Below are 16,813 nucleotides of genomic sequence, written 5' to 3' on the forward strand. Positions count from 1 at the left end.
CGATAAAAGAAGGGATAGGAGGCGCTTATGGCGAAATCGAAAACAAGAAAATCGCAGAAACAGAAGCAGATGGTAGAAAATGAAGTCCTTGTCTACATTTATTCTCTTGTCCTGATTACCTTGTCGATTATCGGAGGTTTGCAGATTGGCTTTATCGGAGAACTGACGACGAGCATTATCAAATATGTGTTTGGAAATCTGTATGGGGTAATCTATGGTGTGATCATCGTGCTCTGTGTCATGATGATGCTGAAGAAATCCGTACGGGATGTCCCGATGAAATATCTGATCGGCATCGGCGTGCTGCTGTGTGCGTGGATCATAGCAGCCAGCATTCCGCAGAATGAAACGCTGAAGGGGATGGATATCCTGTCGCGTTATCTGCAGGATTCCATGCTGATCTTTCGAGGGGAAATTGCAGCCAAGGGAGGCCTGATCGGTGCCTTCCTGGTTTCTTTATGTACGTTTCTTTTTGATTATAAGGGAACGTGGATCATTGTCATAGCCCTTCTGATACTGGCACTGATCCTGCTGCTGAGCGGCTCCGGCTTTGCAAGGCTGAAGGCGGGCGCAGTCTCTCTGGTAGCACCGTTTGTCTCCATGCGTAAGAACCATGCGGCAAAGGGGGATGCCCGAAGGGAACGCAAGCAGCAGGTGAAAAAGGAGAAGAAAGAGCAGGAGGCGGAGCCGAAGGAAGCGAAAAGCATGTTCGGTAAGATCAATATTGATGAGCGTGTGCGCCCCGGACAGGTGTCGTTTCTGGATGTGGATGATGATTTTGATATTCAAAGTGACGGAAGAAGCACTGCATTTCTGGCGGATAAGGAGCATGCGCTGGAAGAGGAATCGGATGTGCTGGATAAGCAGGCGTTTAAGGAAGCGGAAAACAAGCGAATCATTGAGGATACCATCGGCGGTGAGGATACCTTTGTGTCCAGCTTCCAGGAGGACTGGAGCAAGTACAAGCTGCCACGTTTAACCCTGTTAAAGGACGCCGGTAAAAAAAGCCGTTCAACAGCGAATGTGAGTGCGGCAAATGACGCCGGACGGCAGCTGATTGAAATTCTGGATCAGTTTGGTGTCAAGGCTACCCTTGTGGCTACCCATATCGGACCTGCGGTCACAAAATTCGAAGTTAAGCCGGATCTCGGTGTCCGGGTCAATAAAATCAGCAACCTTCAATACGATATCAAAATGGCACTTGCTGCCAAGGATATTCGCATTGAGGCACCGATTCCCGGAAAATCGGCAGTCGGTATCGAAATTCCGAATGTAGAAAAAACAAGCGTCAGCATGAAGGAGCTGATGAAAAATATTCCGGATAAGCTTGCACAGAGTAAGATGCTGTTTGCCCTTGGTAAGGATCTGATGGGAAACTGTGTCTATGGCGAATTGAACCGTATGCCGCATTTACTGATTGCCGGTGCGACAGGAAGTGGAAAGTCGGTCTGTGTCAATTCCATCATCACCTCGATTTTGATGCGCGCCAGACCGGATGAGGTCAAGCTGCTGCTGGTCGACCCGAAGAAGGTGGAGTTCACACCGTATAAGGAGATACCGCATCTGCTGGGACCGGTGATAACGGATGGGGATGAGGCAAACCGCGCATTGAAGGTCATTGTCACAATGATGGACAACCGCTATGAGCTGTTCTCTATGGCCGGTGTACGGAATATCGCCGGCTATAATGCCTACATAGAAGCACATCCGGAAGAGGGGCTGAGTCCGCTTCCGTGGGTTGTAGTCATTATCGACGAGCTGGCGGATCTGATGCTGGTAGCTGCCAAAGAGGTAGAAGCAAGCATTCAGCGTATCACCCAGCTGGCTCGTGCTGCGGGCATTCATCTCATCGTTGCGACACAGCGCCCGAGTGTGGATGTTATCACCGGGATCATCAAGGCGAATATTCCATCCCGTATCGCATTTGCGGTCAGCAGTGCTGTGGATTCCCGTACCATACTGGATCAGATGGGGGCGGAAAAGCTTTTGGGATACGGAGATATGCTGTATGTCCCGGTTGGTGAAACTGTGGCAACCCGTGTGCAGGGTGTGTTTGTCAGCGACGATGAGGTCGCGGATATCTGTGAATTTGTATCCCGTCAGGGAAAACCGAAATTCGACGACGCCTTTGTACGGCTGGAGCTGCTGGATGGCGGTGTAGGGCCGACGAGCAGTGAGACCGGTGACCCATTATATGATGAGGTAAAGGAATTTATTATCTCGACACGCAAGGCAAGTACATCCTTGATTCAGCGTAAATTCAGTATCGGCTATGCACGGGCTGCACGTTTGATCGATACGCTGGAGGATAATGGCATCATCGGGCCTGCAAGAGGCAGTAAGCCGCGTGAGGTGTATGCGAAGAGCGAGCAGGCAGAAGAAGAATGAGGACGGTTACATAATGTAACCGTTTTTATTTTTGCTGAAATCCAGCAAAAATGCGATTATTCCATTTACAAACGTAAGGAAAAACGCTAAAATAAATATGTAATGAAGAAGCTTCATACAATAAGGAGGAAATGCAAAAATGAAAAAGTTTTTATGCGTTGCCGCATCGTTGCTGATGGCAGCATCTCTGACTGCCTGCGGAAGCAAGGATGAAGGGAAGAAGGATGATGGGAAAGCATCTGAATCCAAGGCCGATGTTGTCATGATTACCGATGTGGGTACCATTGATGACAAATCATTCAACCAGGGTACATGGGAAGGTGTCAAAGCCTATGGTGAAGAAACCGGTAAAAAAGTTGAGTACATCAAGCCGACAGAGAAATCAGACAATGCCTACAAGGAAGCTATCGATCAGGCTGTTAACAAATACAAAGCGAAGGTTATCGTAACGCCAGGCTACCTGTTTGAACCATCAATCTATGAAAAGCAGGATACATATCCGGATGTTAAATTCATTCTGATTGACGGTTATCCAAATGACGGCGCTCAGGAAAACGCAAAATTCAAAACTGCAAAGAATACCGTAGGTATCAAATATTCTGAAAACGAAGCCGGCTATATGGCTGGTTATGCCATCGTTAAGGAAGGCAAGACAAAACTTGGCTTCATGGGTGGAATCGCTGTTCCTGCAGTTGTAAACTTCGGTTACGGCTTCGTACAGGGAGCACAGGACGCTGCCAAGGAAATGAATGTCGAAATCGAAATGAAATACAAATATACCGGAACCTTCAATCCAAGTGCTGAAATTCAGTCTGAGGCAGCATCCTGGTATAAGAACGGAACACAGGTGATCTTCTCCTGCGGTGGTGGTATCGGAAACTCCGTTATGGCTGCTGCTGAAGCAAACAAGGGTCTTGTAATCGGTGTCGATGTTGACCAGTCCAACGAAAGCAGCACAGTTATCACTTCTGCATACAAGCAGCTGGCTGTTTCTGTAACCAAGGAACTGAAAGCAATCGATGATGAAACCTTCCCGGGTGGAGAAAATATCGTTCTTGGTGCAAAAGACGACTCTGTAGGTCTGCCAATGAAGACCAGCAAGTTTGAAAAATTCACACAGAAGGAATATGATGCACTGTATGCTAAAATCAAAGAAGGCAAAATCACCATCAAGACAAATGAAGACTTCAAGGATCCTACACAGATCAAGGCTTCTAAGGTAAAACTGGATTATATCAAATAACATAATCATACGCAGGACAAGGCTGTCTACAATCGTAGGCAGCTTTTCTGATTTTTTTCATCTTCCTGTTTGCGAACAGGTAGAAAAAAAGGTATAATAAAATAGGACAAAAGCTTGAAAAGGGTATAGTGAAATAATCGTACGCATAGATGCGGTATCAGTACAGATACTATTTTCACAATGCTCAACAGGCATATGATTGGAGTGAAACCATGGAATACATCATTGAAATGTGTAATATCACAAAAGAATTCCCGGGCATTATTGCCAATGATGATATTACACTGCAGCTGAAAAAAGGAGAAATCCATGCTTTGCTGGGAGAAAACGGTGCCGGCAAATCCACCCTCATGAGCGTTCTGTTCGGTATGTATCAGCCGGAAAAGGGATGTATCAAAATGAATGGGGAAGTTGTCAGTATCAATAATCCCAATGACGCCAACCGCCTTGGTATCGGAATGGTGCATCAGCATTTTAAGCTGGTTCATAATTTCACTGTGCTGGAAAACATCATTCTGGGTGCGGAGGATGTGAAAAACGGATTGCTGACGATGGTCGAGGCGAGGAAAAAGGTCGTCGATTTGAGTGAAAAGTATCATTTGAATGTTGATGTGGATGCCATTACCAGTGAGATTACCGTCGGTATGCAGCAGCGTGTGGAAATTTTGAAAATGCTGTATCGTGACAACGAAATTTTGATTTTTGATGAGCCTACGGCGGTTTTGACGCCGCAGGAAATCGATGAACTGATGGGCATCATGAAGGATTTGACAAAGGAAGGAAAATCGATTCTGTTTATCACGCATAAGCTGAATGAAATCAAGGCAGTTGCGGATCGCTGCAGTGTCCTGCGCAAGGGGAAATACATCGGAACCATTGATGTGAAGGATACGAGCAAGGAAGAACTGTCGGAGATGATGGTTGGCCGCAAGGTTAATTTCAACGTGGAGAAGCAGCCGGCGCAGCCAAAGAGTGTCATGCTGGATGTCCGCAATCTGAGTGTTGCCAAGAAGGGACATCAGGACGTTGTAAAAAACGTGAGCTTTCAGGTACATGAGGGAGAAATCGTCTGTGTTGCCGGAATTGACGGTAACGGACAATCGGAGCTGGTCTATGCCTTGAGCGGTCTGATGGATGTCAAGGAAGGCAGCATCCGTCTTGGGGAAAAGGATATCACGAAGACAAGTATCCGTAAGCGCAATCTGGAGGGTCTTGGACATATTCCGGAGGATCGTCACCGCTATGGTCTGGTTCTGGATTATCCACTTTCCTTCAACATGGTACTGAAGTCGTATTTTACAAAGAAATTCAGTAATCACGGCTTTTTGAAATTTGCGGATATTACAAGGTATTCGGATCAGCTGATTGAGAAATACGATGTCCGCAGTGGACAGGGCAGCAAAACAACGGCCAGAAGCATGAGCGGCGGGAATCAGCAGAAGGCAATTATCGCCAGAGAAATCGAAAATGATCCAAAGCTTTTGCTGGCAGTTCAGCCGACCCGCGGTCTGGATGTCGGTGCCATTGAATACATACATTCCCAGCTGGTCAAGGAACGGGATGAGGGACGTGCAATCCTTCTGATATCTCTGGAGCTGGATGAGGTCATGAATCTTGCGGATCGCATTCTCGTCATGTATGAGGGTGAAATCGTCGCAGAGCTGGATCCGCAAAAGACTACGATTCAGGAGCTTGGTTTATACATGGCAGGATCAAAGAGGGGGGCAAAATATGAAAAAGCTGTTACAGAGTGATGCATTCAAAAACTTCGGCTCTTCCGCTATCGCGATCCTGATCGGATTACTCATCGGAGCTGTTGTTATCTTTATTTCCAATTCCAGTGAGGCGCTGGACGGTCTTCGCACCCTGCTTGCCGGTCCGGTTGAGGATGGTACGCTGGGAATCGGAAGGGTGCTGTATTATGCGGTGCCGATCATCATGACCGGTTTATCTGTCGGGTTTGCATTCAAGACAGGATTGTTTAATATCGGAACCCCGGGGCAGTTCATCATAGGTGCCTTTGCGGCTGTCTACGTCGGCGTGAAGTGGACCTTCCTGCCGGGCAGTATCCATTGGCTGGTGGCAATTCTCGCTGCCTTTATAGCAGGCGGCCTGTGGGCGGTCATTCCGGGTGTCATGAAGGCCTATCTGAATGTGAATGAGGTTATTTCCTCTATCATGATGAATTACATCGGTATGTATCTGGTGAATTATTCCGTCAGTCTGGTGCTGTTTGATGCACTGCGCAATCAGTCCCTGCCGGTCGCTTCCACGGCGGTCATACCGAAAATGGGTTTCGATAAGATTTTTACCGGTTCCCCGGCAAACGGAGGCTTTGTTATTGCCATACTATTTGTCATTCTGATATATATTGTATTGAATAAGACAAGCTTCGGCTATGAAATGAAGGCCTGCGGCTTCAATAAGGACGCAAGTAAATACGCCGGAATCAATGAAAAGCGCAATATCATTCTTTCCATGGTCATTGCCGGTGCGCTTGCCGGAGTCGGCGGCGGGCTGCTGTATCTGAGTGGCTCGGGCAAATTCATTGAGGTTGTGGATGTTCTTCCTGCCGAGGGCTTCAACGGTATCCCGGTAGCATTGCTTGGTCTTTCCAACCCAATCGGTGTTCTGTTTGCGGGACTGTTTATCGCTTATCTGAATGTCGGCGGAAATGCCATGCAGCAGTTTGGTTTTATTCCGCAGATCGTTGATATCATTATTTCCTGCATTATCTACTGCTCTGCACTGTCCTTGATGATTAAGGTGTGGCTGTCGAAGCGCAGGAAAACAAAAGAGCTGGGCACAGCGAAAAAGGAAGGTGAGTAAGCTATGGATACAATATTCTTTCTGGTACAGCAGACATGGTTTTTCGCCATTCCGCTGCTGGTCGTAGCACTGGGCGGTCTGTTTTCTGAACGAAGCGGTGTCATCAATATCGCACTGGAAGGTATCATGCTTATCGGAGCCCTGTGCGGTATCGGGTTCATCCATATCTTCAATCATGCCATGCCACCGCAGCTGTTGCTTCTGTGCGCTGTGCTTGTGGCCGGTGCAGCAGGCATCGTCTTCTCGTTATTTCACGCCTTTGCGGCAATTCATATGAAGGCGGATCAGGTCATCAGCGGTACTGCGCTGAATACCTTTGCGCCTGCATTCTGTATCTTCATCGCCCGGACCTTCCAGCAGACACAGCAGGTTCAGTTTGAGAATGTATTCCGTATTGAATCCGTTCCTGTGCTGGGATCGATTCCGATCATTGGAGACCTGCTGTTTAAGAACACCTACATAACGACCTATATCGGTCTATTGTTTCTGTTGCTGGCATGGGTGATTATTTACAAGACCCGTTTCGGTCTGCGCCTGCGTGCCTGCGGAGAGCTCCCTCAGGCTGCGGATTCTGCAGGTATCAGCGTTTACAAAATGCGCTATGCAGGCACTCTGATTTCCGGCTTTCTGGCCGGTATCGGTGGACTGATTTTTGTTGTTCCTACAAGCAATGTGTTTAATGCGGATGTTGCAGGGTATGGATTCCTGGCGCTGGCCGTGTTGATCTTCGGTCAGTGGAAGCCATTTCGCATCTTCTTTGCGGCGCTGTTCTTCGGCTTTATGAAGACCGTAGCGGCAACCTCCAGCGGTATTCCGTTTCTGGCAGGACTCAACATTCCTCCCTACATCTATAAGATGGTGCCGTATATCGCAACGCTGATCGTTCTTGCCTTCGTTTCGAAGAATTCGGCGGCACCGGCTGCCGAGGGCGAACCGTTTGATAAAGGAAAACGCTAAAACTGATCGAGTTGATCAGTTTTTTTTCATTGACAGATGTGTTACAATTAGAACCATGATGCATATAGGCATGGTAATTGAATGAAATATGCGCATACTACTACTGGAGGTATGATTATGCAGATAACAAACGGAGTACAGCTCCATTTTATGAAAACCGAAAAATTTAAGGATATCGGTATCAGCATTCGTTTCCGCAGTGAGCTAAAGCCCAAGCTGGCGGCATCCCGCTCGCTGCTTGCGTTGATGCTGTGTGATCGATGTAAAACGTATGATACAAAGAAAAAGATGAGTGATTACCTTGATTTGCTGTATGGGGCAACGCTTAATGCACAAACAGCCGGCTATGGCAGTGCGCAGATTGTGGAGCTTCGCAGTAAAATCATCAATCCCCGCTATGTGCAGGGAAAGCAGCAGCTATTGGAATCACTTTTTTCCTTTCTGCGGGAGGTTTTATTTCAGCCGCTGCTGCAGGAGCATGTGCTGGAGGAATCCCGCAGTATCTTAAAGGCAAAAATTGAGCGTATGGAGGATGATCCCGCACAATATGCCATCACACAGGGACTGAAGCTTGCCGGAGAAGGGGATTATCTGGGAATATCCGCACTTGGCGATGTAAAGACACTGATGCAGCTTACGCTGGAGGATGTGAAGGCTGCATATCAGCGCATGCTGGAGGAGGATGTGGTCGATATTTTGATCTGCGGTGCATTTGATGATGCACAGATGGAGCAGCTCGTCAAAGAATACCTTCCCTTTGTAGCCCGTAAGCAGGAAATAAAAACCTTTTATAAGGTACAGAATCAGCTGCACGATGAAAGAAAAACAGAGTACCGGAATATTACACAGAGCAGCATTATGATGGTCTGGTTTACGAATACAGCGATTAACGATCCGGATTATTATGCACTGCGCGTTGCAAATGCGATGTTTGGACAATATTCGACCTCATTGCTGTTTCAGGAGGTGCGTGAGAAAAACAGTCTTTGCTATTCCATTTACTCCAATCTGATTTCCTATGATGCAGCACTGGGTGTCACCACCGGTGTGGAGAAGGAGCATATCGACAAGACGATTTCATTGATTCGCAAGCAGTTTCAACGTATTTGTGAGGGGGATTTTACAGCAGATCTGCTGGAGGTTTCAAAGCAGATGATTGTCAATTCATTAAAGGCAAGCAAGGATTCTATGAATTCTCTGATTGCGCTGCAGTATCAGAATGTGCTACTGGATCGGCAGTGGAACACCGAGGATATCATTGAGCGGATTCAGGCTGTCAGGCACGAGGATATTCTTCGTGCAATGCAGGCGTGTGAGCTGAAGATGACATTTGTTCTGACAAAGGAGGATGCGGATGAAAACAATCACGAATAAGCGCTATGGAGAAAGCTACGTAGAGGAAACTCTGGAGAATGGGCTGCATGTTGTTCTCTGGCAGAAGCCGGATTATGAAAAATCGCTTTTCATGATGGCGACACCGCTTGGTGCCATGGATATGAAGCAGGTGGATGAGCATGGAAGGGAATTGCATTTTCCTGCGGGAATTGCTCATTTTCTGGAGCATAAGATGTTTGAAATGGGCGACAGTGATGTTATGGAGCTGTTTTCCCGCATGGGGGCCAGTGTGAATGCCTTTACCTCCTATACAGAAACAGCATATTACTTTTCAACGACATCCGATGTAAAGGAACCGCTGAATCTGCTTCTGGATTTTGTGCAGGAGCTGGATATCAGTGAGGAATCCGTGGAAAAGGAAAAGGGGATCATCATACAGGAGTTGCATATGTATAAGGAAATGAGTGATTCCCGACTGCTTATGGAAACCTTTTCCTCCCTGTATCAGCAGCACCCGCTTCGCTATGATATCGGTGGTGATGATGAAAGTGTAAACAGCATCACACTGCAGCAGCTGCAGGATTGCTATGCACTGAATTATCATCCGGCATCAATGATTCTGGTCGGTGTCAGCAAGGAGGATCCCAAAAAGCTGCTTGCGCTGATCAAGGAAAATCAGAAGAAAAAGACATTTGCACCGATTTCCAGTGTTAAGCGTCTGGCTTATACGGAGCCGAAACAGCCCGCGAGGGAAAGCTTTTCCTTCACTATGGATGTCAGCCTGCCGAAGCTTTCGTATGCCTGCAAGCTGCAGGGAATGGAAGATGTATACGCCCGTACCAAGGCGGAGTGGTGTATCAAAATCATGCTGGATGCCGTGTTCAGCTCATTGAATCCGGATTTTCAGCAATGGCTGGATGAGGGAATCATCAATGACTATGTCGGCAGCGAGGTTGATCTGGGAAAGGACTACGGCATGGTGATGTTCTATGCGGAAACGACGAAGAAGGAGGCGTTTCTTGCGGTTGTCAAAGCGGTGCTCGCCCGTATCAGCAGTGCCGATATTACACAGGAGCTGCTGGATCAGCTGAAAAACCGCTATTTCGGACAGTCTGTGCGCAGTTTGAACAGCTTTGATGATATTGCCATCACGTATGTTCGCAGTTATTTTGATCAGGCGGATTTCTTCCGACTGCTGGATGTGCTGTATGAAATTACACTGGAGGACATTCAACAGGTCTGTGCAGCCCTGCAGGACGCACCAGGCACACTGGTGGAGCTGCTGCCGGAAAACTGCTCGTAAAAATTACCTTATTTGTCAGAGAAAGCAATGAATACGCTCACGAAAGAGCCTTCATTGCTTTTTTTATGGAATTTCTTTCCATACCGGACAAATAATGCGGTTTGCGCAAATACAGGGAAACAGCGATAATATAGGGGAGCTTGGGAGGGATGTTCATGCGGTGAGGTATAGCATTTAGAAAAAAGAAAGGATGGTACACATATGAACGTGATAGCTTTTGTAGGTGAACTGACGGAACTGTCAGAAATCCGTACATCGGCAGCCGGGAATCGTTTTGCGACTATGATGATTCGTGTTCAGCGCCCCTTTGCGAACAGCGAGGGTGTTTATGAATATGACAATCTGAATATCATGCTCTGGAAGGGCATTGCGGAAACGGCGATGGCGGCAGCGCAGGTGGGAGATCATGTGTCTGTAAAGGGACGCATGCAGTCACATACCTTTGAAGGGCAGGACGGCAAGCTGCATCGCAGCTATGATCTGATTGCGGAGCACGTTTCCTTTATCAAAAAGGAACGCTGAAAAAAGCGAAGAGGGAACAGCTCCCTCTTCACTGCATTGGCTGTCATGGTAATATTATAAAAAAATCCGGATATCCGGATTTTTTAACATTATCTGTTGTAGAATTCTACTACCAGCAGTTCGTTGAACTCGGAATTCAGCTCACTGCGCTCTGGCAGACGAAGGTAGGTACCCTTCTTTGCATCTTTATCAACATCGATGAATGCTACGGTATTCAGTGTTGCTTCCAGTGCCTCGTTGATTGCCTTCATATCTCTGGATTTCTCCTTGATTTCCACAACCATACCTGGCTTTGCGATAAAGCTAGGGATATCAACTTTCTTACCGTTAACCAGAATGTGTCCGTGGTTAACCAGCTGACGAGCAGCACGGCGAGTGCGGGCAAAGCCCATACGGTAAACCAGGTTATCCAGACGGGATTCCAGCAGACCCAGGAAGTTGTCACCAGTTACACCCTTCATCTTGCTTGCTTTGATGAAAGTGTTGTAGAACTGACGCTCGTTCAATCCATACATGTAACGGATTTTCTGCTTTTCACGCAGCTGCTGTCCGTAGTTTGTTAATTTTACACGTTTCGTAGGTCCGTGCTGACCTGGCGCATACGCACGTTTCTGAAGCTCTTCTCCGGTTTCCAGAATAGAGAAACCAAGACGGCGGGATGTTTTCCAAACCGGTCCATTGATTCTTGACATGAAAATCCTCCTTATTGTTTTATGGCTATAAAACAATAACAGGTACAAATCATTTTTACATGGTGTTCATACTCACGGTATCTTCGCTCAGCAGTAAGTTACGCAATACCCCGCAGAAATCTGCGTCATGAACGCTATATGTAAAGCATTTGCATTCTGCTATCCATTTTACGCCACTTTACTATAACAGAACGAGGAATGGATGTCAAACAGAATTTATTTTTATGACTCAATTTTTCATATAGTCCTATCGTTGGCATATTGTGGAATGCTTGTCATCCCTGCATATACAAACCTGTTAAAGATAATACCTTGAAGCTTTGATTTCTAAAAGCTCGACGGACAGAGAAACATGCGTTGTTTATCTATAAATGCTATCCTTTCCATGAGGAGTGATAAATGTGTGATGCGGCATTGTGTGAAAGAAAAATAAGACACGCATCATTTCTTCTAGAATAAGCATAATTTCTGATTTCTTAATCGTATAAATTATGATACAATATACCTAGTGAATTCGAATGGAAGAGGTGTCTGTATGGAGAATTTTATCAACAATGTCAAAAATGTTGTTTCCCTTGATGTTTTGATCTATATAGTGATTGCGCTGGTCGCCATCGTCATACTTACGATCATCATGATGGTCCTGCGTCAAAAGCAGGCAAGAAAGCAATTGGATGAACTGGAGCTGAGCTACAACTCGCTGAAGGGAATTCCACTTGCTTTTAAATTGAACAAGGCTGTGGCACTGTCACGGGTCAATGAGGAAATGAGTCAGCGTGTGGAAAGCTGCCGTACGGATTTTGACAATATTCAGGAGCAGCTGAAGGAATGCAGCGTTACACTGGCCGAGGCGGATGATCTGATCTATGTTCATAAAGCCAAGGCCGCAAAGCGGCGCATGGAGAAGCTACGGGAACAGATGGCAGAGCTGGAGGGTGTCGCAAAGGATGTCAATCAGGCACTGGACAGCATTTTGGAGCAGGAAAACGAGCAGCGTGTACATATCAATAAGCTGAAGGATGATTTTCGTATCATCAAGCGCAATATCAATGAGAACCGTGCCTCCTTCTCCCAGAGCTATGAATATCTGGAAATGGAGATTGCAGGTATTGAAAAGATGTTTTCAGCCTTTGAGGAATGGATGTTTGCGTCCGAATTCAACAAGGCCGCTGATCAGCAGAAGGAAATACGGGAATCTGTCGCTCATTTAAAGGAGCTGGTGGATGTCCTGCCATCCATGTATGAGCGTGCCAGAGGTGTTCTTCCGCGGGCAATCGATGAAGTCGGTTATCAGTATGCACAGGCGAAAAACAAGGGTGTGTATACCGAGCATCTGGAGGTTCGCAAGAATCTGGATATCATCAGCGATATGCTGAAAAATGATTTGAATAAGCTTCGCAATGGAAATCCGAAGGATGTTCATGAGGATCTCAACGATTGTGAAAAACGCATTTCCCAGCTTGCCGAACAGCTGAGCAGGGAAGAGGCTGCCTTCGATGAGGTCAGCGACAATGTCGACATCCTCTTTGATACGATTCGCAGCATCAATATGGATGTGGAAGCTATCGAGGAGCTGTATAACCGCGTATATGAACGGTTTGGCTTTGAAAACTGGACCCAACGGCTGCAGGAGGTGCATGAGCGCCTTTCCGTATTAAACGACATGCAGCGCAAGCTGGAAGCGGTCATCGCACAAAACAAGGTGCCATACTCCACAATACTGATTGCATATAAGGAGCTGGAGCAGAGTGCGGCTGCCTTCACCAATGAGGTTGGTGAAATGAAGCAGAAGCTCGACAATGCCTGCAGTGATGAGGAGCGGGCAAAGAAACAGCTGATCAAGCTGCAGCTGATTGTGAATGAAATTCGTGTGAAAATGTCCAAGCACCGGCTGCCAAGTGTTTCACAAAAATATGAGGATGACCTGCATAAAGGGGAAATCATGATCAAGGACATTCAGGTGATTCTGGATAATTCTCCGCTGGATGTCAAACGCCTGAACGCCGAGCTGCGCAGTGCGATTGATTATATTTATACATTATATAACAGTGTGAATAATCTGGTGGGAATGGCAATTATGGTGGAAAATACGATTGTGTTTGGAAACCGGTATCGCTCCTCCTTTCCGGATATAGACAGTGAGCTGACAAGAGCAGAGCTGTGCTTTCGAAACGGGCAGTATACCAAGGCATTGAAAATCGGCATCCAGTGCATTGAGAAAATGCATCCGGGAGCTTATGAAAAACTGATCAACAAGAAGGATCCAAGTATCCTGAATGCGGGGGAGTAGCATGATTTATCTGGATTATGCCTCCACCACGCCGATTTGCCCGGAAATTTTAAAAACCTATACCAGGCTTTTGGAGAAGCATTACGGCAACAGTGATTCTCTGCATGAGCTGGGAAGGGAAACCGGTAAATTGATGGAACAAAGCCGTGCACAGATTGCACAGCTTTTGCACGTTTATAAGGATGAGATTCTGTTTACCTCCTGTGCCAGCGAATCCAACAATGCGGCAATCAAGGGGGCAGCCTGGAAATATGCCAATCGCGGCAAGCATCTGATCACCACCTGTGTGGAGCATTCCAGCATTCATAATGCCATGAAACAGCTGCAGGAGGTTTTTGGATATGAGGTGACCTATCTTCCCGTGAATGCGAAGGGTTGCGTGGAAGTAGAAGATTTGAAGCAAGCATTATGCAAGGATACTGTTCTGGTATCCATGATGATGGTGAATAATGAAACCGGGGCAGTGAATGCGATTCGTGAATGTGCCCAGTACGTGCACGCCAATTCCAGGGCACTCTTTCACATGGATGGTGTACAGGCGCTGGGAAAGCTGGAGGTCGATCTTTCCTGTGTTGATCTGGCAACCTTTTCCGCCCATAAAATCTACGGACTGAAGGGCAGCGCTATCTTATATAAGAAAAGAAATGTAGAGCTGGTCCCGCTTATCAGCGGCGGTCAGCAGGAAAACGGACTGCGAGCCGGCACCAGCAATGCACCGACAAATATTGTGTTTGCGAAAACGCTGCGCCTTGCCATGGAACAGCGTGAGGATGCCTATGCCCATGTGCAAAAGCTGAACAGCTACCTTCGTAAAGCGCTGTCCACAATGGAGGATATCGTGATCAATTCCCCGGAGGAAGGCAGCCCGTTTATCCTCAATATATCCAATCTGCGCATTGGCAGTGAAATTATGCTCAATGCACTAAATGCCAAAGGCTTTGCTGTTTCTGCCCAAAGCACGTGTTCATCACACAGTAAAGCGGTTTCCGCAGTTCTGCTTGCTATGGGGTTGGGGGAGCAGCGTGCAACCCATGCAATACGCATATCCCTGTCGCATCTGACTACCAGAGAGGAAGTCGATGCCTTTTTACAGGCTTTAAAGGAGATCAATCATGACTATCGAACAAAATAACATTGTATATAACCATATTCTTGTCCGCTTCGGAGAGCTGTCCACGAAGGGAAAGAATAAAAAGGATTTCATCAAGCGCTTATTAACAAATGTGAAAAATGCGCTTCGGGATTATGACAGACTGAGCTATGAGCGTACCCATGACAGACTGTACATCATGCTGAACGGAGAAGATCCGCACGCTGTCAGCGAGCATCTGCAGAAGGTATTCGGTATTTCCTCCTTTTCCTTCGCAATCCGCGTGGATTCCGATATCGAGGCGATGAAGCAAACGGCACTGCAGGTGGCGAAGGAAAGCGATGCACGGACCTTTAAAATCGAAGCACGCAGAAGTCACAAGCTGTTTCCGATGATTTCCGATGAAATCAACCGTGCTGTTGCCGGAGAGATTCTGCGGAACACTGAACTGAAGGTGAATGTGCGAGAGCCGCAGTTACGCATCCAGATCGAGGTGCATCAGGAGGATACCTATATTATGACTGGCAGAATTGCCGGGGCAGGCGGTTATCCGGTCGGTGTCGGCGGGAAGGCGCTGGTCATGCTGTCCGGTGGAATTGATTCCCCGGTCGCATCCTATCTGACCATGAAGCGCGGCGTTGCGATCGAATGCGTTCATTATGCATCACCACCATACACCAGTCAGGCAGCACAGGACAAGGTACTTGAGCTTGCCCGTCAGCTTGCCCCGTATCAGGGACATATTCGTGTCCATGTGGTGCCTTTTACAGACTTACAGCTTGCCATCTATAAAAACTGTGATGAAAGCTATGCCATTACGATAATGCGCCGTATGATGTATCGCATTGCACAGCGGCTTTGCGAGCAGCAGCACTGTCTTGCCATTGTCAATGGGGAAAGCATCGGACAGGTAGCGAGTCAGACACTGGAAAGTATGCAAACCATTAACTGTGTAACGACAACACCGGTTATTCGTCCGGTTGCCTGCATGGATAAGGTGGAAATCATCAATGTTTCCCGTGCCATTGACACCTATGATATCTCCATACAGCCCTTTGAGGACTGCTGTACGATATTTACGCCGAAAAACCCGGTAACCAAACCGACGATTCAGCGCTCAGAACGGCTGGAGGCGCGCTTTGATTATGAGTCTTTGCTGCAGGAATGCATCGAGAAGACAGAGCATGTGGATGTATACCCGAAAGCGAAGCTTGATGAGGATATTTTTTAGTATAAATTGAAAACACTCACCCATACTAACAATGTGAGGTGAGAATAATGGAAAGAAGAAAACAGTACAACGAAAAACAAGTTGAGCAGGACTTATATCAGTACGAAATGGGTATTGAATTAGGTGCTGACGTTGAAGCTGAAAAGAGAAATCATCAGAATGAATACGACAAAGAGCATTCTTCTCAGGATTTCAAAAACAACTTCAATAACAACAACCAGAGCAACTCCCAGAGAAACAACCAGAACCAGCGCAACAACAACCAGAATCAGAATCGTTAAGGCTGGCATAAAAAAACCGCTCCTCTTCCGATCGGAAAACAGGAGTGGTTTTTTTTATGTTTCGTAATACGTTACGATATCGTCCAGCTTCTTACGCTTTGGCTTCTCAGGGTCCATGGCCTTGTAGCCGACACTGATGACGCTGACAATAATTTCCGTCTCTGGGATGTTGAGAAGTCTTTGTATGGCTTTTGCATCACGGATGCCCATCACAAGGGTATCAAGCCCAAGATCCCTTGCCTTTAATAAAAGATTTTCATTATGCAGGCCCAGATCATAGGCACCCCACAGATTTCCGAGTTCATTGCTCGGGGTACCGTCCTTATCAAAGCCGGCCACATCCTTTACAAAGCTTGTGACAATGAGTACCGGAGCATCCTTTGTGTTTTCTGCATTAAAGGGGGCCAGACCTTCCTGCTTCATAGCCTGCAGCATTGTCGAAGATGTGATGATGTGATAGCGTGCTGTCTGGGAATTCTTCCAGCTCGGTGCCTCCATGGCACAGCGAAGCATTGCTTCGATATCCTCTTTTGCCACCGGTCTTGCGGCATATTTACGGATGCTTTTTCTTGTGACTGCAACTTCATTAAATTCCATTAAAATCACCTCTTTGTATTTATTTTACTACAATTTCCCTTAAATTTCCGTAATT

Annotated in this window: 14 protein-coding genes; 11 read left to right on the plus strand and 3 right to left on the minus strand. The window is 46.8% G+C overall.

The window, feature by feature from the left end; genetic code table 11:
* Positions 1-27: 27 nt before the first annotated feature.
* The 8 genes from ACESPQ_RS14325 (at position 28) to ACESPQ_RS14360 (ending at position 10,577) form a co-directional block, all read left to right on the plus strand.
* The gene (locus tag ACESPQ_RS14325) at positions 28-2,388 is read left to right on the plus strand and encodes a DNA translocase FtsK (RefSeq protein ID WP_109770165.1); all 2,361 of its coding nucleotides are present in this window, start codon (positions 28-30) and stop codon (positions 2,386-2,388) included.
* A gap of 139 nt (positions 2,389-2,527) precedes the next feature.
* Positions 2,528-3,631, plus strand: coding sequence for a BMP family ABC transporter substrate-binding protein (locus ACESPQ_RS14330; protein WP_002608893.1), 1,104 nt, complete (start codon positions 2,528-2,530; stop codon positions 3,629-3,631).
* 212 nt (positions 3,632-3,843) lie between these two features.
* A complete protein-coding gene (locus ACESPQ_RS14335) occupies positions 3,844-5,385 on the plus strand; it encodes an ABC transporter ATP-binding protein (protein ID WP_002608894.1) in 1,542 nt (513 codons plus the stop codon).
* Complete coding sequence (locus ACESPQ_RS14340) at positions 5,363-6,460, plus strand: ABC transporter permease (protein WP_002608895.1); 1,098 nt, start codon at positions 5,363-5,365, stop codon at positions 6,458-6,460. Before ACESPQ_RS14335 ends, ACESPQ_RS14340 begins: the two co-directional genes overlap by 23 nt.
* A 3-nt stretch (positions 6,461-6,463) precedes the next feature.
* The gene (locus ACESPQ_RS14345) at positions 6,464-7,417 is read left to right on the plus strand and encodes an ABC transporter permease (RefSeq protein ID WP_002608896.1); all 954 of its coding nucleotides are present in this window, start codon (positions 6,464-6,466) and stop codon (positions 7,415-7,417) included.
* A gap of 117 nt (positions 7,418-7,534) precedes the next feature.
* Positions 7,535-8,791: an EF-P 5-aminopentanol modification-associated protein YfmF gene (yfmF, locus tag ACESPQ_RS14350; protein WP_109770163.1), complete on the plus strand. Its 1,257-nt coding sequence runs from the start codon at positions 7,535-7,537 to the stop codon at positions 8,789-8,791.
* Complete coding sequence (gene yfmH / locus ACESPQ_RS14355) at positions 8,772-10,055, plus strand: EF-P 5-aminopentanol modification-associated protein YfmH (protein ID WP_373144511.1); 1,284 nt, start codon at positions 8,772-8,774, stop codon at positions 10,053-10,055. Before yfmF ends, yfmH begins: the two co-directional genes overlap by 20 nt.
* Positions 10,056-10,256: 201 nt before the next feature.
* On the plus strand, positions 10,257-10,577 hold the full coding sequence (locus ACESPQ_RS14360; RefSeq protein ID WP_002608899.1) for a single-stranded DNA-binding protein: 321 nt from the start codon (positions 10,257-10,259) through the stop codon (positions 10,575-10,577).
* Between the two features lie 89 nt (positions 10,578-10,666).
* On the opposite strand, the gene rpsD is transcribed toward ACESPQ_RS14360, so the two are convergent.
* Entirely contained in the window at positions 10,667-11,269 is a 603-nt protein-coding gene (rpsD, locus tag ACESPQ_RS14365; protein WP_002608900.1) for a 30S ribosomal protein S4, read from the minus strand.
* A 535-nt stretch (positions 11,270-11,804) separates the two neighbouring features.
* Here rpsD and ACESPQ_RS14370 point away from each other — a divergent pair.
* From ACESPQ_RS14370 to thiI, 3 genes are read left to right on the plus strand one after another with little or no spacing between them, the layout of a single operon-like run.
* Positions 11,805-13,559 (plus strand): septation ring formation regulator EzrA, encoded by a 1,755-nt coding sequence (locus ACESPQ_RS14370; protein WP_109770159.1) that lies wholly within the window; start codon positions 11,805-11,807, stop codon positions 13,557-13,559.
* Position 13,560: 1 nt separating this feature from the next.
* Positions 13,561-14,691: a cysteine desulfurase family protein gene (locus ACESPQ_RS14375; RefSeq protein ID WP_109770158.1), complete on the plus strand. Its 1,131-nt coding sequence runs from the start codon at positions 13,561-13,563 to the stop codon at positions 14,689-14,691.
* Positions 14,672-15,880, plus strand: coding sequence for a tRNA uracil 4-sulfurtransferase ThiI (gene thiI / locus ACESPQ_RS14380; protein WP_002608903.1), 1,209 nt, complete (start codon positions 14,672-14,674; stop codon positions 15,878-15,880). Before ACESPQ_RS14375 ends, thiI begins: the two co-directional genes overlap by 20 nt.
* Before the next feature lie 119 nt (positions 15,881-15,999).
* Here the strand turns inward: thiI and ACESPQ_RS14385 are convergent, their stop codons facing one another.
* Positions 16,000-16,170, minus strand: coding sequence for a hypothetical protein (locus ACESPQ_RS14385; protein WP_009589076.1), 171 nt, complete (start codon positions 16,168-16,170; stop codon positions 16,000-16,002).
* 45 nt (positions 16,171-16,215) lie between these two features.
* A complete protein-coding gene (locus tag ACESPQ_RS14390) occupies positions 16,216-16,758 on the minus strand; it encodes a nitroreductase family protein (RefSeq protein WP_109770156.1) in 543 nt (180 codons plus the stop codon).
* Positions 16,759-16,813: the final 55 nt, after the last annotated feature.

It is taken from the genome of Clostridium sp. HGF2, from assembly GCF_964240115.1.
GTDB classification, from domain to species: Bacteria; Bacillota_I; Bacilli_A; order Erysipelotrichales; family Erysipelotrichaceae; genus Clostridium_AQ; species Clostridium_AQ innocuum.